At 56.1% G+C, this 24,348-nt stretch carries 11 protein-coding genes; 6 read left to right on the top strand and 5 right to left on the bottom strand.

The window, feature by feature from the left end:
- Position 1: 1 nt before the first annotated feature.
- The 3 genes from C5Y96_RS23200 to C5Y96_RS23190 are packed head-to-tail and all read left to right on the top strand — an operon-like array spanning position 2 to position 2,843.
- Positions 2-508 carry a hypothetical protein gene (locus C5Y96_RS23200; RefSeq protein ID WP_105358397.1) on the top strand — a complete coding sequence of 169 codons (507 nt, stop codon included), beginning with the start codon at positions 2-4 and terminating at the stop codon, positions 506-508.
- Positions 505-1,305: a metal ABC transporter ATP-binding protein gene (locus C5Y96_RS23195; protein WP_233199068.1), complete on the top strand. Its 801-nt coding sequence runs from the start codon at positions 505-507 to the stop codon at positions 1,303-1,305. The genes C5Y96_RS23200 and C5Y96_RS23195 overlap by 4 nt, the downstream gene beginning before the upstream one ends.
- Positions 1,305-2,843, top strand: coding sequence for an iron chelate uptake ABC transporter family permease subunit (locus tag C5Y96_RS23190; protein WP_105358394.1), 1,539 nt, complete (start codon positions 1,305-1,307; stop codon positions 2,841-2,843). The genes C5Y96_RS23195 and C5Y96_RS23190 overlap by 1 nt, the downstream gene beginning before the upstream one ends.
- Positions 2,844-2,869: 26 nt before the next feature.
- Here the strand turns inward: C5Y96_RS23190 and C5Y96_RS23185 are convergent, their stop codons facing one another.
- The 4 genes from C5Y96_RS23185 to C5Y96_RS27175 all read right to left on the bottom strand — a co-directional run bounded on the left by C5Y96_RS23185 (position 2,870) and on the right by C5Y96_RS27175 (position 7,164).
- The gene (locus tag C5Y96_RS23185) at positions 2,870-3,559 is read right to left on the bottom strand and encodes an ankyrin repeat domain-containing protein (protein WP_105358392.1); all 690 of its coding nucleotides are present in this window, start codon (positions 3,557-3,559) and stop codon (positions 2,870-2,872) included.
- Between the two features lie 249 nt (positions 3,560-3,808).
- The gene (locus C5Y96_RS23180) at positions 3,809-5,122 is read right to left on the bottom strand and encodes a sulfatase (RefSeq protein WP_105358390.1); all 1,314 of its coding nucleotides are present in this window, start codon (positions 5,120-5,122) and stop codon (positions 3,809-3,811) included.
- Positions 5,123-5,170: 48 nt separating this feature from the next.
- The gene (locus tag C5Y96_RS23175; protein ID WP_105358388.1) at positions 5,171-6,715 is read right to left on the bottom strand and encodes a sulfatase; all 1,545 of its coding nucleotides are present in this window, start codon (positions 6,713-6,715) and stop codon (positions 5,171-5,173) included.
- A 218-nt stretch (positions 6,716-6,933) separates the two neighbouring features.
- Complete coding sequence (locus tag C5Y96_RS27175) at positions 6,934-7,164, bottom strand: hypothetical protein (protein ID WP_146115780.1); 231 nt, start codon at positions 7,162-7,164, stop codon at positions 6,934-6,936.
- A gap of 548 nt (positions 7,165-7,712) precedes the next feature.
- On the opposite strand from C5Y96_RS27175, the gene C5Y96_RS23170 reads away from it, so the two are divergent.
- The gene (locus C5Y96_RS23170) at positions 7,713-19,439 is read left to right on the top strand and encodes a CARDB domain-containing protein (protein ID WP_105358386.1); all 11,727 of its coding nucleotides are present in this window, start codon (positions 7,713-7,715) and stop codon (positions 19,437-19,439) included.
- A gap of 25 nt (positions 19,440-19,464) precedes the next feature.
- On the opposite strand, the gene C5Y96_RS23165 is transcribed toward C5Y96_RS23170, so the two are convergent.
- On the bottom strand, positions 19,465-20,232 hold the full coding sequence (locus C5Y96_RS23165) for an AraC family transcriptional regulator (RefSeq protein WP_158261379.1): 768 nt from the start codon (positions 20,230-20,232) through the stop codon (positions 19,465-19,467).
- Between the two features lie 200 nt (positions 20,233-20,432).
- Between C5Y96_RS23165 and C5Y96_RS23160 the strand changes: the two genes are divergently transcribed.
- Together C5Y96_RS23160 and C5Y96_RS23155 are read left to right on the top strand one after the other, a co-directional pair.
- Positions 20,433-21,809, top strand: a complete 1,377-nt coding sequence (locus tag C5Y96_RS23160; RefSeq protein ID WP_105358382.1) for a DUF1501 domain-containing protein — start codon at positions 20,433-20,435, stop codon at positions 21,807-21,809.
- A 24-nt stretch (positions 21,810-21,833) separates the two neighbouring features.
- Positions 21,834-24,347 carry a DUF1549 domain-containing protein gene (locus C5Y96_RS23155; RefSeq protein WP_233199067.1) on the top strand — a complete coding sequence of 838 codons (2,514 nt, stop codon included), beginning with the start codon at positions 21,834-21,836 and terminating at the stop codon, positions 24,345-24,347.
- Position 24,348 lies beyond the last annotated feature (1 nt).

The following is a 24,348-nucleotide window of genomic DNA, read 5'->3' as shown; positions in this document are numbered from 1 at the left end:
TATGCGTATTGTTGTCGCCATTCTGACTGCCTCGCTGGTGCTGGGACTCACCTGGCTCTATCAGCAGACTCTCGCAGAGAACCAAATGCCTGCGGCCGAGACCGAGGCCCGCGAAGTCCACGGCACCTATCGCCTGCGGATCGTAGCGACCTTCGATGCTGGCGTCGATCCGTTTGCCGAAGACGTCTCGAAAGCCTCGTCGCTTAGCGTTTCGCTGCTGGGCAGGCCAGTTCTGTCTATCGACGAGCCCATTCCCGCCGGCCAGCCGATCGATACCACGCTCGATCTCGATCTTCGCAGCGGCACGAATGAATTTCTGATTGATATGACCCCTGCCAATTCGTCCGATATCACCCCCAAGGCAATCCACATCGAGTTGTATCAGGGCAGCGGCCTGCAACCGATCGAGTCGCAAACGATCTGGGCTGCTGGTACCGATACCAAACTGGTCGGCCGCGTTTCGTTCGACGTCGACAGCGATGCTTCCTTGCCTAAGGAGCAGCCGTGATCACCGACGCCCCTATCTCACCAGCGGCCGATACCAGCGTACCGGCGATTGAAGTCGAACATCTGACCGTCAGTTACGGGGCCGTTCCTGCGCTGCTGGACGTGTCGTTTGCAATCCCGCAAGGGCAACTCGTCGGCATCATCGGTCCCAACGGTTCCGGCAAGTCGACATTGATTAAAGCGATTCTTGGGTTCTTACGTCCTGATGTCGGTGACGTGCGAATCTTTGGCACGCCGGTCGAGCGAACACGCAAGCTGGTTGCCTACGTCCCGCAGCGCGGCAGCGTTGATTGGGACTTCCCGGTGACTGTGGAAGAGGTTGCCATGATGGGCCGCTACGGCAATATTCCGTGGTGGCAATGGGGACCTTCCAAGGCCGACTGGGAAATCGTGGAAGAAGCCCTGTCGATCGTGCGAATGGCCGATCTTCGTAAACGCCAGATTGGGGCGCTTTCCGGCGGACAGCAGCAGCGCTTGTTCATGGCCCGCGCTCTCGCGCAAGGTGCCCAGGTAGTGTTGCTGGACGAACCCTTCGCAGGTGTCGATGCAGCGACCGAACGCGCGATCTTGAACGTGCTGGAGAACGCCAAGAAGTCAGGCCGCACGCTGGTTGTCGTACATCACGATCTGGCTACCGCGGCGGAATTCTTCGACGCACTGATACTATTGAAACAACGGCTGTTCGCCTTCGGCACCCCGCTGCAAATCTTGCAGCCGGAACTGTTGAGTGAGGTGTACGACGGCAACGTGCGTGCGTTCGAGCACCTGCGACGCGTCATCGAGGAGAAAGCGAAGTAATGGACGCTTTGTATTCTCTCTTCATCGAGCCTTTTCAAGGCAACAGCTACCTGTTACGTGCGGTAGTGGCAGGCTGCCTGGTGGCGATTTCCTCAGGCGTGGTGGGTTGCTTGATCATCTTGCGAAGGATGGCCTTTCTGGGTGACGCGATTTCGCACTCAATGCTCGCTGGCGTGACCGGCGGCTACCTGCTGATGAAGGTGGTATATGGGCACGAAGCTCACTTTGCCGGGATGATTCTCGGCGCTCTGTTGGCAGGGTTTACGACTGTGCTGATGGTGAGCTTTGTTTCGCGTGTGTCGCGCGTCAAAGAAGACACGGCAATCGGCATCATGTATACCGGCATCTTTGCGCTGGGTGGCGCGCTGGCCAGTATGTTTTCGCACTACATTCATTTGGATCTCTTCCATTTTGTGATGGGGGACGTCCTGGCAGTCGATGCCGAACGTTTATGGATGATGGCCGGTGTAACGGCAGTCGTTTTGTTTGTCACGATCCTTTGGTTCCGGCAGTTGCTGCTCACGTCATTCGACCCGATCATGGCCGCTTCCATCGGATTGCCGGTGCTGCTGATTCACATGTTGATGACCACTTGCACGTCGCTAGTGGTGGTCAGCGCGGTGCAGATTGTCGGCGTGATCCTGGTCGTGGGACTTCTGATTACCCCGGCCGCGACGGCGTATTTGCTGACCAACCGCCTGAGCCACATGATGGCGCTGTCAGCTCTATTTGGAGTTTCAAGCGTTATTTGCGGCGTTTATTTGTCGGTATGGTTGAATGTCGCCACGAGCCCGCCGATCGTGCTGTTCAGTACATTTCAGTTCATGGTGGTGCTGGTATTTTCGCCGAATTTCGGGCTGCTTTCGACCTGGATTCGCAAACGAGCCGCGATCCCTCAAACGCTTGCCGAAGACATCCTCGGCTGCATGCGGCGGAGCGAAGGCCTGGAGACTTCGCTGGCAACGATCATAGCCAATGTACCTACCGATGGGCAGAGTCTTCGACGCACGCTCGACCGAATGGTGACCCGCGGACTGATCGAGCCGAAGGACAACGACGCATACCAACTGACCGAGTCAGGCGAACTGGAAGCGCGGCGGCTGATGCGTGCTCATCGAATTTGGGAAGCCTACCTGGCTCGCCTGGGCATGCCTGAGGAAGAGATTCACGATCGTGCCCATCTGTTGGAACACGTGAACGACGAAGCCGCGGTCGACTATCTCGACGATCGCCTGGGGCATCCGATCACCGATCCCCATGGCCAAGAGATCCCGGAAGACTTTGTGCACCTGGTTCCTGGCAAGGAAGTGCATGCGAGCCTGCTGCGCGAGGGGCACGTGGCCGAGGTCACGCTAGTGGTGCCGGAAGGAAGCTTCGACCTGGAGATCGGCGATCGGCTGACGACAGGTCCGCGAACCGACAACGAACAAACGTGGACCTTCCAGGTAAACGATAGCACTATGTATCTCCATCTCAATCACCACCAGGCCGATTCCATTACGGTGCGTTTGGTGGATACCCCAGAGGCCCACAACTAAATTGCTGGGGCTGGGTTAAGATTCGCTTACTCGCCGAAGCCAAACAGGAACTTGTTGAGCGTTCCCTTTTTCGTGTTGGCCTTGGTCCGCTGGTTCTGCATGAACTGGGTCGCTCGCTCGACCGAAATAAGATAGTCCCTTAGATCCGGTTGATGATACGATACGGCAAACTGAAGGGGCCGAAGCCCAGTATGGTTCTCGACACGATGATCGGCCCCGCCGTCGACCAAGGCTCGCGCGACTTCCAGGTACCCTTTTCGAGCTGCCCAGTGCAGCGGCGTCGTGCCGTCGGGGTCTTGGCAGTTCGGCTGAGCACCTCTTTCTAGTAACCAGCAGACGATCTTGGGGTTGTTCTCGCGTGCCGCATAGAATAGCGGCGTCTGCACGGTCTTCGATGCGCGGATTTCAAGCGAAGCCCCCTTTTGAATTAGCTCGCGTCCGGCGTATAGCTTTCCATAGTACGAGGCGATATGAAGGGGCGTGTGCCCGGTATCGGGTTCTTGAACATCAAGGTTTGCCCCGCTCTCTGCCAGGGCGATGATCACCTCGCCGTCGTTTCTTCGAGCGGCATAAAAGATGCCGAGCTTGATTCGTTCTTCCAGCGACTGGTCGGGGATGAAGAAATGCTCACGGCACTTCAGGCACAACACTTCGTGCCCGCGAGCTTTATCGGGAACGACCCCATTGGTCTGACACAGCGGACAGCGATATTGCATGGTATCTCGATCCCGAGGGATTTGCGCAGAGAGACACAAAACTATGCTGGGATAGCTGCCCGAATGGGTACCGCCTGATTAACCTTGCCACAAACTATGATGCCCGAAGATCCGCCGGAACAAAGAGAACGGGGGACAGATCGTGCAAACTCCTTCAGAACTTTACGCGGCCTTCATGCATTGGCCCCAGACGAGAAAGAATGCGTAAGATGCAGCGATTTGCGCTGCATCTTACGCTTCGCGCTGGTTCTAGTTCTGTAGCGTGGGATTCCACCACGCATCGAGCTTCTTGTGTAGATCGGCTGCGATCTCTGGATGATCGGCAATCACGTTTTGCTCTTCTTCAGGATCCTTGGTGACATTAAATAGTGCCACTTTCTCGGGGCCATATTCCCCTTCATCCAGACCGCTGGGGACGATCAGCTTGTAATCGCCGTCGATGATCCAGCGGTAATGAAGCCCCTGTTCGGGGTGGCGGAAATCGGGGATATCGTGCGAGTAGATCTCGCCAAAGATCGCCTTTCGCTGGTCGACTTTGGCCTCATCCAACAGGCTGATGCCGGGGAAGTTGTAGTCGGTCTTCACGCCGACAGCATCGAGAATAGTAGGCACCACGTCGATGCTGCTGGCCAGGTCGCTCTTGTTGCGGGCCGGTTTCACGTGGCCTGGGTAGCGAATCATGATTGGGGTACGAGTTCCCCCGTCGTAGACAGAACGCTTTCCCTTGGGCCCACCGACGGCTCCGCCCCCTTTGTCGGCTTCCTGAATCCAGCCGTTGTCGCACAGGTAGATCACCACGGTGTTCTCGGCGATGTTCTTCTTGTCGAGATGGTCAAGCACCTGGCCACACGTTTCATCCCACCAATCGCACATGGCGAAGTACTTGGCGATTTCCAGCGGGCGATCGTCCTGGGTGTACTTATCGAGGAGACGTTTCGGAGGATCGTGCGGCAGGTGAGGCATCATTGGTGCGTACCACAGGAAGAACGGCTTGTCCTCGGCGACGGCCTTGTCGATGAAGTCCATCACTGGCTGCATCGTCTTACGACCGATCGTCAGCCCAACGTCTCCGTGGCGTCCTCCTTTGGTGACATCGCCGTGGGTCATCCCCGCAGTAAAGCCGCCGCTGGAAGGGTTTCCTTCCCACCATTTGCCGGACTGGAAACTGACGTAACCATGCTGACCGAGGATCGCGGCCAGGCGAGGATTTTGTTGGAACCGATCAACCAGAACGGCGCGGCCTTCGTTGGTACGTTTGTTCTCGCGCGGGTCATTGCCGGTAATGCCGTTCTGGTGCGGGTAGAGCCCCGTGAACAGACTGGCCAGCGAAGGACGGCACAGCGAAGAAGGGACGTAGCCGCGTTCGTATACCAACGACTGGCTCGCCAGCCGATCGATGTTCGGCGTTTTGATCGCTTCGTGGCCAAGGAATGAATAGTCGTCCCAGCGCTGATCGTCGGAAAGCAGAATCACGACGTTGGGCTGGTCGGCAGCGCACGCCACGCGAACGCTGAACCCAGCTACCATTGTCAAAGCAAATAAAGCAGTAATCACAAGACGCATAAGGAGTTTTCCCAAGGTGGAAGATTGATTGTCAGAAGAGCAGAGTCGTTACTGCTTGCCGTCCTTTTCACGCAGAACGTTCTGGGGGAATTCAGCGGCTTGCGGGCCTGCTTCAAGACGCAGGTTGGCACCTGGCCCACGCTTTGCCCCGAAGGGAACTTGCATGGCACCGCGATTCTTAAGCTCTTGATTCAACGCGTTACGCATGTCGCGAACCGTGCTTTGCAGGCCTGGTTCGTGGATCAAGTTCTTCATTTCGTGCGGATCATTTTCCAGATCGTACAGTTCGTCGGTGTCCCAAATGCCATGGTATTGAATGAACTTGTACCGTTCGCCGCGTAGCGCGAACATGGTGGGTGTGTGCGGGAAGTTCCATTCCCAGTTGTATTCGTACAAGAGATGCTTCCGCCAATCTTTGGCGTCCATCTTGCCCGAGGCGATACGCAGGAAGCTCATGCCGTCCATCTGCTTGGGCGTTTCGATCCCGGCCAGTTCGAGAATGGTAGGCCCGATGTCAATGTTCGCCACGACAGCGTCCACCGTCGAGCCAGGTGCCAGAATGCCAGGGGCTTCGACCACCAGGGGAACACGCATCGATTCCTCGTAGGCGTTGCGCTTGTCGATCAGGCCATGTTCGCCGAATAGGAAGCCGTTGTCTCCCATCAGCATGACGACCGTGTTGTCGGCCAGGTCGTTGTCCTTCAAGTACTTATGAACGCGCCCGACGCTGTCGTCGACGGCATTCATGCAGCGGCAGTAGTCGCGGTAATATTCCTTAATATCGAGCGACGAGTGATAGGGAAAATCAACGCCGTGCCAGCTGTTTCGTTGATTCTTGACCCACATCGGCTTGCCTTCGTAGTTCTCGTCGGTATTGGCCTCGGAAGCTGGAAGCTTAATTTCGACGTCGGCGTATAGATCTTTATGTCGCTCGGCTGGGACAAACTGAGCGTGCACCGCTTTGTGCGACAGATACAGGAAGAACGGCTGGTCTTTGTCGAGAGACTCTAGCCAGTCGATCGCGTAGTCGGTCAGTTCGTCGGTGATGTACCCTTTCTGTGGAACCGACTTGCCATTGACGTTCAACGTCCACTTCGGCCCTGGCGGCATGTAATGCCCTTGGCCGCGGAAGCTGACCCATTGATCGAAGCCAGGTCGAGGGGCGTCGGTGCCACCTCCCATGTGCCACTTGCCAAAGAAGCCTGTCTTGTAACCGGCCTTCTGCAGGTACTGCGGAAAGAAGATGGTCTGCGACATGTCGGTATCGTTGTTATCGACAACACCGTGATTGTGCATGTACTGCCCAGTGAGAATCGACGCACGACTCGGCGAGCAGAGCGACGTGGTGACGAACGCGTTGGTAAAGTTCGCTCCGCGAGCCGCCATTGCGTCGATTTCAGGGGTCTTCAGGAAGGGATGTCCCGTGAAGCCCATCGCGTCGTAGCGCATGTCATCGATCAGGATGAAGACAACATTTGGCTTGCTGCCAGGCTCGATCGCCATGGCCTGCTTTTCAAACGACAGATACAGCGTCGCCACTGAAAGTATCAGCAGCAAGGCCGCAAGTTTGCGGTTGGAACTCAACGAGGGCATGATCAGGTGGTTCTCCAACGTATTATGGGCATGGGTGGGAAGATGAGAGGGCCAATCTAGTATCGTACGCTTCCGGGTGCAGGTCAACTTTGGGTGATTTCGCAATTGCGCAGCATCAAACACGCCCGAGAAGAACGGTACATTTCGAGTGATGATAGAACTTCAGGCAAGCGAAATCCGGTCCCCTCGCCTCTACGGGAAGAGGGGATGCAAAAGGCTCACGGAGGACCGCTGACGGTCGTCGGCGGGTTAGCTGGTATAATAGCGAGTTGTTCTTGCGGAGATGAATCGAAGGCGTAAGCCAAATGACCGACCGCTTCGGCCGGTATCTTAACCAGTGTGCCGCACGACGAACAAACGAAAGTTTTGCGTGCGCGCACGATCACCGCCGGTGCGTTCTCGAGCGAGAACGCTCTGTTGGATTCGTGTTGGTCGTGGGCAGAGTTCATCGCGTTTACTCATCAAGAATTGTGACGTAACGCCCCGGAAAGACACCGATCTGAGGCCGTATGTGTGCACTTTATGAGTGATGCGCTTCTGTAACAAAGTACGCCTGGAAAAGATTTTCCAAAATAATCCAGAGCCCCTTCAGGCAGAGAGATTTTGGATCGGATCGGTCGTCTTTGGCTGCCGCGAAGCCGAGTGCTAAATATCGGGATTAGGATGGCATTGCCGATTTTTAGGTTGGCTGAACCCCCTAAGTCTGGTTAAATTGTGGTCACCGGATATCCCATGCTGGAGTCATCTGAAGGGGCAAACATAGGGGGTCAGGGGCATTCTTTTTACGACAGGAAAAGTCGCTAACATCCTTAAAGAGATGGACTTCGGCGCTAATCTTTCTCTTATCTAACCTTTTCGATGACTTCGGGAATGGAGATCGGATAGCTTGCGTTGCCTGCAACAGTAGTTGAGGTACGCTGCAACCTATTGCCTGTCCGTGAATGGCTCTCTTCCCACAATACCCGTCAGCCAGTTTGCGTAGATTGAAAGACGCTCGATGCTTCATTCTCACTCTCCGAACCGTCGCAACGACAGCGCCCACTCCTTCCAGAAGTCGGCTCGCCGAAAGCCGGCTTCGCGTACGATGGGGATGGAAGTCCTGGAGGCCCGGCAGATGCTGGCGGCCGATACGCTGGGGACCGAGTTCTGGTTTGCGTTTCAGCAGAATGGAACCAATTCAGGCGTTCAGCCCACGTTATACCTTACCGGTCCCACGGCAACGTCCGGTACGGTGCGCATTCCCGGTTTGACTTACGAACAATCATTCACTGTTACACCGGGGCAGATCACGACGCTCGTGTTACCATCGAGTGCATTAGTGAGCCAAGATGACGGCACGGCAAACTTGGGTGTCGAGATCACTTCAGCCGAAGAAATTGCCGTCTATGGTCTCAATCGCAAAGCCTACACGACAGACGCGTTTGTGGCATTGCCAACTGACATTCTCGGTAACGAGTACCTGGTGATGTCCTACCCATCCAACAGCTTTGCCGAGTCGAAAACGCAGTTTGCTGTCGTTGCTGTGGAAGACGATACCGTCATCACTGTTACACCGACGATTACCGTTGGTACACGGACTGCTGGCGTACCCTATCAGGTGACTTTACAGGAAGGGGAGGTTTATCAACTGGCCAACCCCACCCTGAATGCAGACTTAACCGGCACGTCGATCGAATCGACGAAGCCGGTGGCGGTCATGAGCGGCAATTCAGCTACCCAGATCCCGGTCGGAACTTCGTATTACGACCACATCGTGGAACAGTTGCCACCGGTGGTTACGTGGGGGGTGAACTTCGTCACGATTCCATTAGCACAGCGTACGGCAGGCGACTTCTTTCGTGTATTGGCCAGCGAAGAAGACACGGAAGTACGCGTTAACGGTACGCTCGTTGCGACGCTCGATCGAGGTGAATTTTACGAAACCCGTTTGACGACGCGCTCGTTCGTCGAGACGAGCCACCCTGCGTTGGTCGCGCAGTTCGCTACGGGGCGAACGTACGACTACACCACCGGCGATCCGTTGATGGCGCTGATCCCGCCTGCCGAACAGTTGCTGGCCGAGTACACATTGACTACGCCTTCTTCCGGTTTTAGCTATCACTACATCAATATTTGGGCGGCCAGCCAGGCTGTCGATTCGATCCTGGTCGATGGGCAGCCGGTCGATCCATTGCTTTTTCAACCCATCGGAGATAGCGGATTTGTCGGGGCCCAGGTTCCGATTTCTGCTGGTACACACAACGTCGTCGCCGATTCGCCGATCGGCGTGATGATTTATGGTTTTACCAGCGACGATTCGTATGGCTACACCGGCGGAGCCTCGCTGCTGCCCATCGGCAACATTGAAACGGTGATGTTGGAAACTGTGGTGGGGTCGACGACAGGGCTCGAACAGGAGTTGGTCGCCACGGTCCTGGATGAAAACGGCGTGCCGTTCCCTGGTGTGTTGGTGGAATTCAAAGTTACCGGGGCGAATCCGTTTACAGCGGTCGCTTTCACAAAACTCAACGGCCAGGCTTCGATCTCTTATACCGGCAGCGTCGCCGGCACCGACACGATCACAGCCCGAGCCGGTGCGGTGACCAGCAATGCGGCCACGATTGAGTGGACCGAGCCTGCCGACCTGATTCCATCCCAGGTCGTGGCACCCGCTTACGCATCGCATGGCCAAACGATTGAAGTCTCCTGGACCGTTACCAACGATGGTGCTGGACCTGCCTGGTCGTCGTGGACTGACGGCATCTACTTCTCGCGGCACGACGTATTCGATGGGTCCGCGCGGCTTCTCGCAGAATTTCCTGCGGATGATCAGGTTCCGCTGGCGGGGACCGGCTCGTATACCCGCACCGAGTCAGTCGAGTTGTCCTGGCTGAGCACGCAGTTGGGTGAGTATTACCTGTACGTCGTTGCCGATAATCAATTGGCGCTAGTCGAGTCGGACGAACTGAACAATATCGCGGCAACCGTAATCGATATCACGCGTCCCGATCTGATCGTCGACGAGACTCCGGTTGTCAGCACCGATCCGCTGGTGTTTGGCGATGAGATTTCACTTTCGTGGATTGTCCGCAACATTGGCATGGTCGAGGCATCAAATTTCCGTCTCGATCGAATCTGGTTGTCGACCGATACCACGATAGGAGGCGGTGACTATCTGCTGGGAAGTAGTGATACGTCGGGCTTTGCTCCACTCGGCCCCGATCAAACCTATTCGCTAAGTGAGACGTTTACTCTTCCGCTGAACGAAACTTTCACCCCTGGTACGTATTACGTGCTGGTCGAAACGAATTCCAGTGTCAGCGAAGTCGAACTCGACTATACCAACAACGTAACGGCCACTCTTCCGCTGCAGATCACTTACCCGCCGCTGCCTGACCTGGTGGTATCGAACCTGATCATTCCACCGGAAGTGATCGCCGGCCAAAAGGCGCTCGTCTCGTGGACGATCACCAATCAAGGGACGACAGACTTCACAGGATTATTTCTCGATTGGCTGTCGTTTTCCCAAGACGACCAGATCGGATCGGACTCGATCTATGACGGATACGATTTCACCGGCACCCTTGCCGCAGGGCAATCGATCGTGCGCACGCACGAGATTCTCTTTCCCGAACATTGGGAGAACGACCTTTATGCAATCATCGAGACCGACGGGCTCGATGAAGTGTTTGAAGGATTGGGCGAGAATAACAACTTCCTGATCAGCGGTCAGGCAATCGATATCATCATTCCTCCTTATCCCAACCTGCTGGTTGGCGAAGTCAATGCGCCGTTGGATGCCTTTTCCGAACAGACAATCGAAGTCGACTGGCTCGTAACCAACCAAGGGACTGGTCCCACCAGTGCGCCGCGGTGGTACGACGAAGTTTATCTTTCGCTCGATAGCACGCTTGACGTTGGCGATATCTACCTGGGCCGGGCCGCCAACCCTGCTTACTTGGCAGTTGGTGACAGCTACCGCAACTCGTTGACGGTGACTCTGCCGCGCGGGATTGACGACGACTACTACATCCTGATCAAAACCGATGCAACGCTGAGGGTGAATGAGCGAGATAGTGAAGGGGACAACCTGGGGGTCAGCGAGGTGATGACGGTTCAACTGTCCCCCCCAGCCGACCTTGAAGTGACCAACATCCTCTCACCGACGCAGGTATTCTCAGGGCAGCCTTTTTCGGTAACGTGGACGGTCGCCAATAACGGAACGGGACCTACGCGTGAGTCGAGCTGGAACGACCGGGTATACCTTTCGCTCGATAACGTGCTCGATGGAAGCGACCACCTGCTGGGATCTGCCACGCACGAGGGTGCGCTGGCTGCGGGGGCTACGTATACGGTGACCGCTGCCGGTTCGGTTCCGCTAAGTACTCAGGGACCGTTCTTTGTTATTGTGCAGACCGACACCTCGAATGATGTCTACGAATATACTTTCGAGCAAAACAACATCGGTGTCGACAACTCGCAAATCAACGTTGTGCTGGCTCCTCCGCCTGACTTGGAGGTGGAGTCGGTGACGGCACCTGATGTAGTTGATGCCGGGCATCCGATGCTCATTGAATTTCGTGTCACCAACGCGGGTGCCAGCCGCGCGGTGAACTCGGTATGGTACGACGAAGTCTACCTTTCGACTGACAGCCAGTTCGATCCGGCGGGCGACACGCGGCTGAAGACGGTCGCCCACTACGGAGGTCTGGATGCAGGCGAGGGATACGATGTCTCGTTGACGGCCACCTTGAGCCACGAATTGACGGGTGAGTTCTACGTTTACGTGATCACCGATCGTGGCGACTACGTGTTTGAACTCGACAACGACAACAATCTGGGATTCGACCCCACGCCGCTGACCTCGACATTCACTCCGGCTGATTTGGAGATCGTTCAGTTCACTGGACCAGGCACCGTCGAAGCGGGTCAGGCTCTTTCTCTTGACTGGATCGTACGCAATAGCGGCATCGGTGAAACGTTGTCCTCAAACTGGGTTGATCGCGTCCTGCTTTCCATTGATAGCACTCCCAGCAGCGACGACCTGGTTTTGCTCACCAACACGCATTATGGCACCCTGGACGTGGATGCTTCGTATCGCGTGAAGGACGCCTTCGCTCAGATTCCTTACTCGCAGCTTCCGGGGAGCTACCATCTCATACTGTTGACCGACGCACGATCGGTCGTCATTGAAGACGATGAAACCAACAACGCTTCGATGGCGATTCCCCTGGAAGTCTCGCGGATCGAATCTGACTTGGAAGTGGCCGCGGTAAATGCGCTTCCGAACGTCGACCACAAGTTGTTCGTCGAGTGGACCGTCCAGAACAATGCTCCGGTCATTACGAACTCGAATATCTGGTATGACGAGGTCTATCTCTCTTACGATAGCCGCATCGACGAGGGGGACTTGCTGCTGGCCACCGTGCAGCACTCCAATCCGCTGGGACCAGGCGAAACGTACAATGCTTTCCGGCAGGTCAGTCTTCCTTCTGATATGAGCGGAAACTACTTCGTTATTATTCGTACTGATGCGACCGATCTGGTTCTGGAAGGTCTCAATGAAAACAACAACGCCAAAGCGACCTCCGGAGGCAATAGTGACGGGGGCGGCGGAGGTGGCGATGGCGGAGGAGGAGACGATGATGGTGAAGGGGATCTGGTCATCCCGACTCCACTAATTCCCGACCTGGTCGTCACTGAGGTCGATGCGCCTGACACGGCTTACACCGGCCGCGATATCGAGATCAGTTGGACGGTAGAAAACCACGGCGATTCGACCGGCAATTTGAGTTGGACCGATGGTGTCTATCTGTCGTTGGATCAGGTGTTCGATCCCTTGGATGACATCTACCTGGTCTACGCCAACCGCCCGAATGCATTGGGCATGGGGGAAAGCTACCAGCAGACACGCACCGTCCAACTGCCGGTCGGTTTGGCTGGGCCTTACTACTTGTTTGTTGTGACAGACAGTTCCAATCGCATCTATGAGAAGGATGCCGAGCTGAACAACAGGAATTTCGATCCTTACTCGGTCGAGGTCCTGATTACCCAACCGGTCGACTTTGTTGTCGGCACGATCACGGTTCCGGCCACCGGTATCCCCGGTCAACAGGCTACCGTATCGTATACCGTTGCAAACCTGGGTGAAAACTCTGCACAGGGTCGCTGGACCGATTCGGTCTACCTCTCTGCGGACGAGACCTGGGATGTGAACGATCCGCTAGTTGGCCGCGTGAATGTTTCCGGTCCGGTTCCGTCTGCCGGTTCCTATTCCGAGACCCTCACGGCCCTGCTGCCCGGCGTTGTGCCAGGCGACTATCACATCATCATCCGCAGCGATATTCTCAATCAAATTCCTGAAGGAAACGAGCAGAACAACATTGGGTTCTCGCTCGATTCCGCCTCGATTGACTTCCCTGCACTCGAGTTAGGAGTACCAGAAGCGGGAATAGCGGATGCAGACCAAAGCCTCTACTACCAGGTTGCCGTGCCAGCGGGCGAGGCCCTGTCCTTCTTGCTGGAAGGAACGACCATCGACGATGGCTTCGAACTGTATGTTGCCTACGATCGAATCCCCAGCCGCAGTAATTACGACTACGCTTTGAATTCTCCGTTCGAGCTCACTCAGCGGCTGATTATTCCGTCGAGTCGCGAAGGAAACTACTACGTTCGCCTTTATCGAAATACGACCAGCGACAGCCCGGCCAATTTCACGTTGACCGCCGACCTGGTGGAATTCGATGTCTATGACTCTACATTCGGGACCGCGGGTAATTCGGGCTCGATTACGTTGCCGGTGAACGGGGCGAAGTTCGATCGCACGGTCGGCGCTACCCTGTCCAATGCGGTGGGAGTGGAAATCACGGCTTCGCAGATCTACTTTGAAGGTTCGACGCTGCTGTACGCAACATTCGATCTCGCGGGGCTTGCTCCGGGACAGTATGACCTGACACTGACCAAGCCGGGCAGTTCCCCGGTAACCGTTACAGAGGGTCTGGAAGTTGTGCCTGGCGTGGGATTGGTAACAACACTCGATATCCTCGCGCCGAATGCGGTCATTCGAAACAACCAATACTCGATCAGTTACCTCTGGCGAAATTCGGGCTTGAACGACGTTCTGCCTCCACTGGTCGCCCTGGGCAACGGAGTCCCCATTTTTGATACAACCGGACTGGGGCTCGGCCTAAACCATGTCATTCTGGGCGTATCCGAAGATGGTGGTCCGCTGAACGTACTCTCGCCTGGCAGTAACGGAAGCTTCTTAACGAAAGCCACCGCGCCCGCCGCTGGCGGTCAATCAACCGCATATGCCGATCGTCTGGGGGAAGACCTGGAAGAGACATTCAACTGGGAACTGGTGAAGGATTCGATCGTGCGCCGAGGTATCGACGACATCACCTTCGAAGCTATTTTCACGCAACTCATTTCCCTGGTCGGCAACAGCTGGGGCGATTACCGCCGGATGCTGGCCCAGAATGCGACGAGAATCACTGCAGCCGATGGGGATCCAACCGATCCAAGGGCGTTGCTGCAGCTGGCATTTGAAGATGCCAGAGCTAGTTTGGGAAATAGCATTCGAGGAACCATCTATGCGGATAGCCTGGATGTCATTTACGGCGAAGTAGATGTTGTCGCTACCCATATCGAGACAGGTCAGCAAAAGATCGTTACAACGCGTCGTGACGGCAGCTTTGCTTTCACGGGGCTTGCGCTGGGACAGTATGAACTGACAGTTCGTGGCGCGCAGCTGGTTCAATCGCCAGTGCAAGTCGAGGTGTTCAGCGATTCGAGCACCCCGGTCACGCTAGAGGTTTTCCCCGGGGTCATTGCCCGTGGAAGTATCAAAGGAACCAATGGTCTGCCGTTGAACGACGTTCGGGTCACGCTGATTCATTCCGATGGTTCGGTGATTGTCTCTTCCCTGACAGGAAAGAGGGGAGACGTTCGCATCGGCGGTCTCGTTCCTGGCGACTACCGCGTTGTTGCCGAGGCCGAAGGGTATACCCGGACTTCCGCTACGCTGACCATTGACGAAACGTCTGAGTTTGTCGAACTACCTACCTTGCGGTTGGCACCAGAAGCGAAGATTTCGTTTACCGTTTCGTTGAGCGACGGTGTAGTCGCTGGTGACGAGTTTACGGCGATCGCCAGGCTTAACGGCGACACGTCGCCTGATACCACGTTTGCTGGCACCGTGGACGGCTCTCAGGTTCGATTCGATAGCCTACCTTACGGAGAATACACGATCGTTGTCGATCAGACAGGCTATGTGCCGGTCACGCTCCAGAACGTGATCGTGTCCGAGGGGGAAGAGCTCGACCTGGGCAACCTCCAACTCGTGAAAGGGGCCGAAGTCTCTGGCGTCATCAGCAATAGTTCGTCGCATCCGAACGGCCACTTGCAGTTGGAACTTATTCTCAGTGACGAAGTCGTTGCCACGACGACCCCGGACGAGAATGGCAATTACCGCTTTGTTGGTGCCGGTCCAGGTACTTATGACATTCGCCTAGCACTGACAGACAACGCATTCGCGAGCCCGGTTACCGTTGAGGTTGTCGACAGCACGACTGTCATTGCTGACCAGCTTGTTATCGTGGCCGGGGCCACGGCGATGGGGTTCGTACGCAATACCCAGGGAAGTTTGCCGGTCGCAGGTATTCGCGTTCAGCTACAAGGCGACGCCGGGTATGAAGATACGTCTTTTACCGACGCCCAGGGTAAATATCAATTCGAAGCGATCCCCGAAGGGAGTTACTCGATCGTGATTCCTGGCGTTGCCACCCAGACGAACATCCAATTGGCCCCTGGCGATGCGTTCACGGCCGCCCAAGACTTCACGATCGATACGTCGACACGGATTTCAGGCGCAGTACAAACCAGCGCTGGTTCCGCTGCAGGTGGATCTTCCGTATTGCTGTTGCTGGCGGATCAAGTCGTCGCGACAGCGATCGCCGACGAACAGGGCAACTACCAGTTCCCTGTCGTCACGCCTGGCAGCTACGTGCTGCAGGTAGCCGGGGATGGAGCTTCCCAGCCAGTTCCGGTGAACGTGACCAGCGGTACCGCTGCTCAAGTTGACTTGGCGTTGGGCACGCGATTGATTCAGGCAAGCTTCGACGTCCAAGATGTAGGAATCACCGACACGATTGTGATCCTCAGCCTGCAGGTAGAAGGGCGTTTCGTTCCGATCGCTCCGGCGATGCCGGATGTCGACGGCAATGTGACCTTCGATAACCTTGCATCCGGGACGTACCAGTTAGCGGCCCAGTCGCCGGATGGAGGCTTTACGGCGAAGGAAGTGATTCTGACGGCAGATACCGACGTGATCACAACCTTGAATGCGCTTGAGTACAACGAGATTCACGGCACGATCGACAGCTCGGTCGCAACGACTCTTGAGAACGTTCAGATCATTCTACGCGATACGACCACAAACGTGCATTTCCATGGCAAGCTCAACACGGACGGCACATACTCGATCAGCTCAATCCCCAGCGGTACATACTCGTTGAGCTTTATCGCGCCTGGGCATGCGGCCGTTGTGATCAGAGACCTGGTCGTGGCAGGCGAGGTTGTGATCGATACAACGCTCAATGAGACACAGGCTTCAGTAACGGGCCGCGTGGTTGATGACCAGGGGAACCCGCTTTCTGGCGTTTCGGTTGTCGCGTTGGATAGCGACGGCAACGTGGTGGCAGCCATACTTACCGCCGAAGATGGCACCTTCCTGATCGACTCGAACACAGGCCCGCTGACGATCACGCTTCAAGGGGCAGGCATCGAGCCGGTTACCTCGGCCACGCCTGATGAAGTGTTGGTAGAATTGGGTGACGTGGAAGTTCAAACGGTGGCCATCGGGGCGAATTTGAGCGATACAGTCGAGGAAGCTAACAACTCGTTGCCTCCCCCTGTCATAGAAGGTGAGCTGACAGCGAACTTCATCGGAGGTTATCTCGATAGTGCGTTTAACTGGGTTCGGCACAAAGTAGATAACTTCCGCCGTGATGACGAAGCAAGCGACAATGACCTGGTTGCCAAACCCGATTGCGATGACTGCGAGCCGCTACGCGACCTAGCCATGGATGCGATTGCCGATCAGCAGCGTGCCTATCAGCTTGCCGATCAAGAACAGTCGGAAGCCTGGGATTCCGCGGCCTCATTTGGAGTCGCACTGGGGAAGGATCTCATTGAGATTGGCAGCTTTGCCGTAACAGCTTTGAAGGCATTCAAGCTTGTTAAAGGCCTTCAGAAGGTCGATCCCGGTTGTTTGAAGGGAATTGGACTTTCTGTCATTCGGTTCAACTCGCAGATCAAAGGTCTACGCGAGGCCGCTACCGATGCTCGGTCTGCTCGATCGGAAGGAGATGCACTAGCCGGTCTGCACAACGCTGGCCAATTCATGACGGAGATCTTTGGCGTTGTCAATCAAATTAAAATCGTCATTCTCTCTTGCGTTGGTGGCGGCAAGTATGACGACGCGCTCGGCTTTTTCCAGAAGTACGGTACCGTCGTCGCCGCGATCGATCAATTGCTTGGGATCAGGGATGCATTAGATTTCTCGCCGACAATCGATGCGTTCTCCAAGATGCAACAAGAGTTTCGTGAGTTCGAAAAAGCAGAACAAGATTACCTGCGAGCCGTCGACAAGGCGATCTCATCGGTCGATAGTTACAACGACTGCGTGAAAAACCTGCAAGATGAAGAAGATAACGATGATGAGGACGTACAAGATGAGCTTTGCAATGGCCCTTGTGACACCGAAAAGGAGACCGACTTCCCGGCCTCTCGCGATCCTAACGACATCATCGGGCCTAGCGGGTTCGGACCTGAGCATTGGATCGCCGCTTCCGATCCGCTGAATTATCGCATTCGATTCGAGAACGATCCATTGTTGGCGACCGCTCCGGCGCAATCGGTCCGCATCGTGCAGCAGTTGGACACCGATCTGGACTTCCGATCGTTTCGCCTGGGCGATTTCGCTATTGGGAACCTATTGTTCGAGGTGCCGGACAATCGCTCGTTCCACTCGGATCGATTGGATCTTACCCAAGAGTTGGGAGTCTATGTCGATGTGTTCGCTGGGATTGATATCGTCAACGGCGAGGCATTCTGGGAATTGCAAGCCATCGATCCCGCCACCGGCGAACCTCCACAAGATCCGCTTGTCGGACTATTACCGCCCAATTTGACGAGCCCAGAAGGGGAAGGCTTCTTCGATTACACCATCGGTGCGAAGTCAGACGTCGTCACTGGTACGGTGATCGACGCAGTCGCAGAGATCGTGTTCGACATCAACGAGCCCATTTTGACGCCAGCCATCTTCAACACGCTGGATGCCGATGGTCCGACCAGCAGCATGACGCAGGTTCCGTCGACGGTCGATTCGGCAACCTTCTTGCTGTCATGGTCAGGCCTCGACGTGCCAGGTGGTTCGGGGCTCGCGACGTTCGATATTTTCGTATCGGAAAACGGCGGCGCGTATCAACCGCTGCTCGTGGGTACAACGCTCACGCAGTACACGTTTACCGGTGTGCGTGGCAATGAGTACCAGTTCTTTAGCTTGGCCCGCGATAACGCCGGAAACATCCAGTCGCCAACCGGCAACTCTGACTTTACTACGCAGATTGTCGACAATTCTATTCCTACCGGAACAGAAGCCCTGGTGCTTTCCGTCGTACGTGAGGACGAAACTTCCCCGGTCGGAACCCAGCAGGCGAACATGCCGCCTGGGAACACGACGCTCAACGAATGGGAAAATGGGGTGGCGCAGTTGTGGCTCGAGGTGACGGCCGAACTGCAAAGCCAACCGATCACCCTGACGTTTGATATCGAATGGAATTCGCAGTGGTTTACCGAACTGGAATCCCTGGCAAATCTTGCCGCGCAGACCGACATCCAGATCACGGAAGAATTGGGCATGCTGCACGCGTCGATTACATTGGCCGGTATCGACCTCAGTAGCTACATGCCTGGGCAAAAGGTATTGATTTCGTCACTCCTGCTCAAAACCAACCAGGACGATGCGGCGGGGTTATTGATCGATACCGATGGGCATTACCCCCAGGCAACCACCAGCCATGGTTTGAAGCTGCTTATTGCTGAGATTTGGGGAGGGGATAACTCCCTGAGAACGCATACCCAGGTGGTGGCCCAGATCGCACCGGTGGTTTACGACTTTAACGAGGATGGCCGCGTCGGCCTGGCAGACTTTGCCGGGTTTATCTCGAAATACGGTCGGCAAGTCGATCCCGAAGATAGTGATACCTTTTTGTTCGATTACGACCGCAACGGCCGGGTCTCAATTGCTGACTTCGCGCTGTTCATCCGACACTACGGATTGAAGAAGCCCAACGGTGTCCGAGTCGACATGCCAGGCTTCTCCGCTAGTGAAAGTCCAGCGGAAACTTCCAACTTGCCGCTGGAGGGAGAATCGCTGGCAGAGCATTCAATGATCGTCGAGCGCGAAGATCAGGGATCTGAAATGATCATGATTACGCCCAACTTCCTGACAATCGTCGATGACTTAAACGGCAACGAACGTATCTACCGACGGGCTGAACGCATCCCAATGGAGGTGAGCGCCGAAGGCACGGTTTCTTCGGAACTGGATGGAAGATTGGTCGATGCCGTAAGTCAGGACGACGACGCTTGGTCCTGGTACTGCGAAACGTTTGACGACGAGAGCGACGAGAATGTCCTTTGGACATTGCTCCCACCAGATGACTTGGCCCCCTGGGAGTAGTCGCTGAGAGTCATTTGAAGCTGGCTCATGTAGCAAACAACGGGGCGAGTCCTAGTGAGTCGGAGAGCTGGCCTGGCGAGTCTTGGTACCGTGCGCGATAGTCGGTCGGAGAGATTCCCAGATGCTTGCGAAACTGTTTGGTGAAGTAACTTTGGTCGTAGAATCCACAGCTGGTGGCAATTTGGGCGATTGTCCCTCCTGAGGCCAATAGTTCGTGGCATGCTGCGTGTAGTCGTACGCGCAAAATGTACTGCTGTGGGGTAATGTGATACAGCGATTTGAAGCGTCGATCGAACTGGCTTACCGACAGATGGACCATCGCGGCCAGATCATTCACACGGAGGGGCTGTTCGTAGTTTCGCAGCACGAAATTGACCACTTTTTCAAATGCATCAAACGAGTTGGCCACTGACTTGGCTTTCTCCAGGTCGCGCATCACCCCGGCGATACCGATGACCTCGCCGCTGGCTGTTTTCAAAGGTGTCTTGCTGGAAATAAACCATTTCAGCTCCCCTGGCTGGCTCGGAACAAGCCAAATCTGGTTGGGAAGCGGCGTACCAGACTCTATCACCTGACGATCTTCGGCCATGTAGCGTTCGGCCAAGTAACGCGGATGGAGGTCGAGGTCGGTCTTGCCAAGCATTTCAGCCTCGGACTCGTACCCGCGCATCTTCCACAGGGACTGGTTGGCGGCGATGAATCGCCCTTCTCGGTCCTTAACGTAAAGATAAACGTCCGGAAGATAGTCAAATAGCCCAGCAAGGGCCAGTTCGGCACCGATGCGCGTGTTCATCTGGATCACTCTGGCATATAGGATGATGCGCATATAATACCACACATTGCGGAAAAATCCCTAGCTTATAACGCATCGGGCGGGATAGATTGTGATCATACGGTTCGTATCGTGCGGTAATCGGTACGGACTTCCTCCCCAGTACTCCACCACCCAAGCCAATACTTTTCTTCCTGGCTGAACCCAATCAAGAGAACGCTATGTTCACCTTTCAAGGGCGTGGCAAATCGGTCACCTGTAACGGTCAAACGCGCCGCGACTTCCTACAAGTAGGTACGCTCGGAGCCCTCGGGCTAAGCCTACCCCACCTGTTCGCGGCCAAGGCCCACGGGGCCGTAAAGCCAGATCATGATGATCGAAGCTGCATCATGATCTTTAACCTGGGTGCTCCTAGTCAGCTTGATCTGTGGGATATGAAGCCGGATGCCCCGGCTGAAGTCCGCGGGCCTTTCAAGCCCATCGGGACGACGAATCCCGACCTGCAGATCTCCGAGATTCTTCCGCAGCACGCGAAGATCGCTGACAAGTTCTCGCTGGTTCGCTCGGTACATCACACGGGGGCTGCCGTGCACGATGCAGGCTGGCAGATGATGCAGACCGGACGGCTATTTTCCGGCGGGGTCAACACGCCGCATATCGGATCGGTGGTCAGCTTCGAGCGTGGCCGAAAGACCGATCTTCCGGCGTTTGCCGTCTTGCCGCAGCTGATGGGACGCGGGGGTGGAAACATGCCCAACGGCCAGGCAGGCGGATTCTTGGGCAAGGCCCACGATCCGTTTGCCCTCAATGCAGACCCGTCGCAAGAGAACTTCAAAGTCCCCGACTTGCTGCCGCCGATCGAGATTGATTCGAGTCGGTTGGAACGTCGTCGTCGAATTCGCGACCTGGTCGATCAAACCGTGGCCACGTTCGAGGCCAGTGAGAGTGCCGACCTGTTGGGAAGCAACTTCGAGTCTGCCTTCCGCCTGATGACCAGTCCTAAAGCGCGAGAAGCGTTCGATCTGACTAAAGAGCCGCAGAAAGTGCGTGAGCGTTACGGCATGAACCGCTTCGGCCAATGCTGCTTGCTTTCGAGGCGACTGATTGAAAACGGTGTCCGCTTTGTGACGATCAACACGTTCCTGACGGTGTTTGACGAGATCACTTGGGACATCCACGGCTCGAAGCCGTTCACATCCATCGAAGGGATGAAGAATATCGTCGCTCCGCTGTACGACCAAGGTTATTCAGCGCTAATCGAAGACCTGGACCAGCGGGGCCTGCTCGATTCGACGCTGGTTTGCAACCTGGCCGAGTTTGGGCGAACGCCACGCGTGAACCCTGCAGGGGGACGCGATCACTGGCCGCAATGTTTTACGTGCGGCTTTGCCGGGGGGGGCGTGCAAGGAGGTCGCATTGTCGGGGCCAGCGATCCGATCGGGGCCGTTCCGGCGGATCGACCCGTCCAGCCAGCGGACGTGGCGGCGACCATATTCCACAGCCTTGGCTTCGATGTTCACAAGGCACTGCCAGGACCCGGCGGACGACCCTTCCCAATCGTCGATTCCGGGCATGCACCGATTCACGAACTCTTCTAAATCATTTTCCTGCCAGAGCCATTTATGAATACGCGGTTATCCCTTTGCCATGCGGCGATGGTTCTTGTCGGCCTGTTGGCTGGCACGAATACGCTTGCGATGGCGGAAGATTCTTCGCTGGTACTCTTACCGCAGCAGATCGAGTTGCGCACGCCACAGGACCAGCAACTGGTTGTCGTGCAGCGGCAATCAGGCGACAAGCTTCTCGGCCAGATGAGCGAAGCAATCGAGTGGACCTCGGCCGATCCGGCCATCGCCACGATTGAAAACGGAACCGTTCGCCCGGTGGCCAGAGGAACCACCACGATCACCGCCAAAGTTGGCGATCAATCGGCATCGGTCGAAGTCGTTGTATCTGGCCAAGACCAGCCGACGCAGTACGGCTTTCATCGCGATGTGCTGCCCATCTTGTCGAAACGTAACTGTAACGCAGGCGGTTGCCACGGGGCCCTTGCTGGCAAAGGGGGCTTTCGCCTATCGCTCAACGGTTACGACCCCGAGTCGGACTATTTCAACATCGTGAAGCAGGACAAAGGACGCCGTATCGAGTTCGCCGCGCCAGAGTATAGTTTGCTGCTGAACAAGCCATCGACCGCCGTGCCGCACAAAGGTGGCCTGGTACTTCCGCGCGACAGCGAAGACTTCGAGGTGCTGGCCCAGTGGATCGCCCACGGTGCCGCACCGCCCCAGTCTGGCGACGCCGTCGTCGAGCGTCTGGAAGTCTTTCCCGATGCATCGCTACAAGAGATCGGCACCTCACAGCAGTTCTCGGTGCGAGCCCATTACAGCGACGGCACCTCACGTGATGTGACGCGTTGGGTTCGCTGGTCGAGTACTAACGATACCGTTTCGCAGGTCAACGCCGATGGCCTGGCCAGCATCATGGGTCCCGGCGAAGGTGCGATCGTGGCCTGGTACGATAGCAAGCTGGCCATCGCGCGGACGACCGTCCCCTATCCTGCCAGCGGCCAGAACACCGATGGTGCCGACGACCGCAAACCTCGCAATTTCATCGACGAGCATATCGACGCACAGTTGAATCGCTTGAACCTGGTCGCTTCTCCTAACTGCACCGATGCCGAATTTCTGCGGCGGGCCTATCTCGATACGATCGGCCGTATTCCGAATCTCGACGAAACACGCGACTATCTGGCCGATACGAGCGAGGACAAGCGAGACAAGCTGATTGAGAAGCTGCTGGAAAGCCCCGAGTTCGTCGACTACTGGGCGTACAAATGGTCGGACATTCTGATGCTCAACGGGACCCTTCTTCGCCCAGCGGCCCTGAAGACCTATTACCAGTGGATCCATAGCCACGTCGAGAAGAATACGCCGTGGGATCAATTGGTTCGCGAAATCGTCACCTCGACCGGCGAGAGTACCGAGAATGGAGCGACGAACTTTTTCGCGTTGAATCAATCGCCGGAAGAGATGACCGAAAACGCCTCGCAGGCCTTCATGAGTCTTTCCATCGGTTGTGCCAAGTGCCATAACCACCCGCTCGAGAAGTGGACCAACGACCAGTACTACGCAATGGCCAATATTTTCTCGCGGGTGAAAGCCAAAGGTTGGGGTGGCGAAGGTCGCAACGGGGACGGCGCTCGTACGTTGTACGTCGCGACCTCGGGGGAACTGGTCCAGCCACGAACCGGCAAGCCACAGCCGCCGACTCCACTCGATGGCGAGCCAATGGCACTGGACAGCCCCGAAGACCGCCGGGTCAAGTTCGCCCACTGGTTGACTTCGCCTGAAAACCCTTACTTCGCCAAGGCAATCACCAACCGAGTGTGGGCTAACTTCTATGGAGTCGGCCTGGTCGAGGAAGTCGACGACCTTCGGATCTCGAATCCACCGAGTAATGGCGCGCTGTTCGATGCGGCGACCAAACATGTCGTCGACAGCAAGTTCGACCTGAAATCGCTGATGCGAACGATCTTGCAGTCCAACGCCTACCAACGTTCGAGCAAGCCGATCGGCGGGAACGAGGCCGAGTCGCGGTTCTACAGTCGCTACTACCCACGGCAAATCATGGCCGAAGTACTGCATGACGCCGTGGTGCAAGTCACCGGGGTGCCGTCGAAGTTCGATACGGTCGCCTTCCCAGGCAACGACAAACAGAAGACCGATTTCTACCCTGAAGGAACCAAGGCGATTCAGTTGTATGACTCAGCTGTCGAGAACTACTTCCTGAGCACGTTTGGCAGAAACCCCCGCAACATCGTTTGCGAATGTGAGCGTTCCTCAGAGCCCACCATGGTTCAGGTGCTGCACATTTCCAATGGCAATACGATCAACAACAAGCTGCAGTCGAAAGATAGTCGCGTTGAGAAGCTGTTTCAATTGCGGCGTAATGGGCTTTCAGACGAGGCCCTGGTGGACGAGATCTACCTGACGTGCTTCTCACGGTATCCCACGCCTGAGAAGCGGCAACAGTTGGTTCAGTTCCTGCCGCCAGTCAATTCCGCTGAAGAACGTGCCACGATCGAAGACCTGTTCTGGGGCCTGCTGAGCACCCGCGAGTTCCTTTTCAATCACTAAT

It is taken from the genome of Blastopirellula marina (genome assembly GCF_002967715.1).
Taxonomy (GTDB): Bacteria; Planctomycetota; Planctomycetia; order Pirellulales; family Pirellulaceae; genus Bremerella; species Bremerella marina_B.
The sequence above is the reverse complement of the archived record's forward strand: the minus strand, read 5'-3'. Positions and strand labels throughout refer to the sequence as shown.

What these genes read in the sequence shown, in the direction of transcription:
- C5Y96_RS23200 (WP_105358397.1), top strand. Translation starts at nt 2, where the DNA reads ATGCGTATTGTTGTCGCCATTCTGACTGCCTCGCTGGTGCTGGGACTC.
- C5Y96_RS23190 (WP_105358394.1), top strand. Translation starts at nt 1,305, where the DNA reads ATGGACGCTTTGTATTCTCTCTTCATCGAGCCTTTTCAAGGCAACAGC.
- C5Y96_RS23185 (WP_105358392.1), bottom strand. Translation starts at nt 3,559, where the DNA reads ATGCAATATCGCTGTCCGCTGTGTCAGACCAATGGGGTCGTTCCCGAT.
- C5Y96_RS23180 (WP_105358390.1), bottom strand. Translation starts at nt 5,122, where the DNA reads ATGCGTCTTGTGATTACTGCTTTATTTGCTTTGACAATGGTAGCTGGG.
- C5Y96_RS23175 (WP_105358388.1), bottom strand. Translation starts at nt 6,715, where the DNA reads ATGCCCTCGTTGAGTTCCAACCGCAAACTTGCGGCCTTGCTGCTGATA.
- C5Y96_RS27175 (WP_146115780.1), bottom strand. Translation starts at nt 7,164, where the DNA reads ATGAACTCTGCCCACGACCAACACGAATCCAACAGAGCGTTCTCGCTC.
- C5Y96_RS23170 (WP_105358386.1), top strand. Translation starts at nt 7,713, where the DNA reads ATGCTTCATTCTCACTCTCCGAACCGTCGCAACGACAGCGCCCACTCC.
- C5Y96_RS23165 (WP_158261379.1), bottom strand. Translation starts at nt 20,232, where the DNA reads ATGAACACGCGCATCGGTGCCGAACTGGCCCTTGCTGGGCTATTTGAC.
- C5Y96_RS23160 (WP_105358382.1), top strand. Translation starts at nt 20,433, where the DNA reads ATGTTCACCTTTCAAGGGCGTGGCAAATCGGTCACCTGTAACGGTCAA.
- C5Y96_RS23155 (WP_233199067.1), top strand. Translation starts at nt 21,834, where the DNA reads ATGAATACGCGGTTATCCCTTTGCCATGCGGCGATGGTTCTTGTCGGC.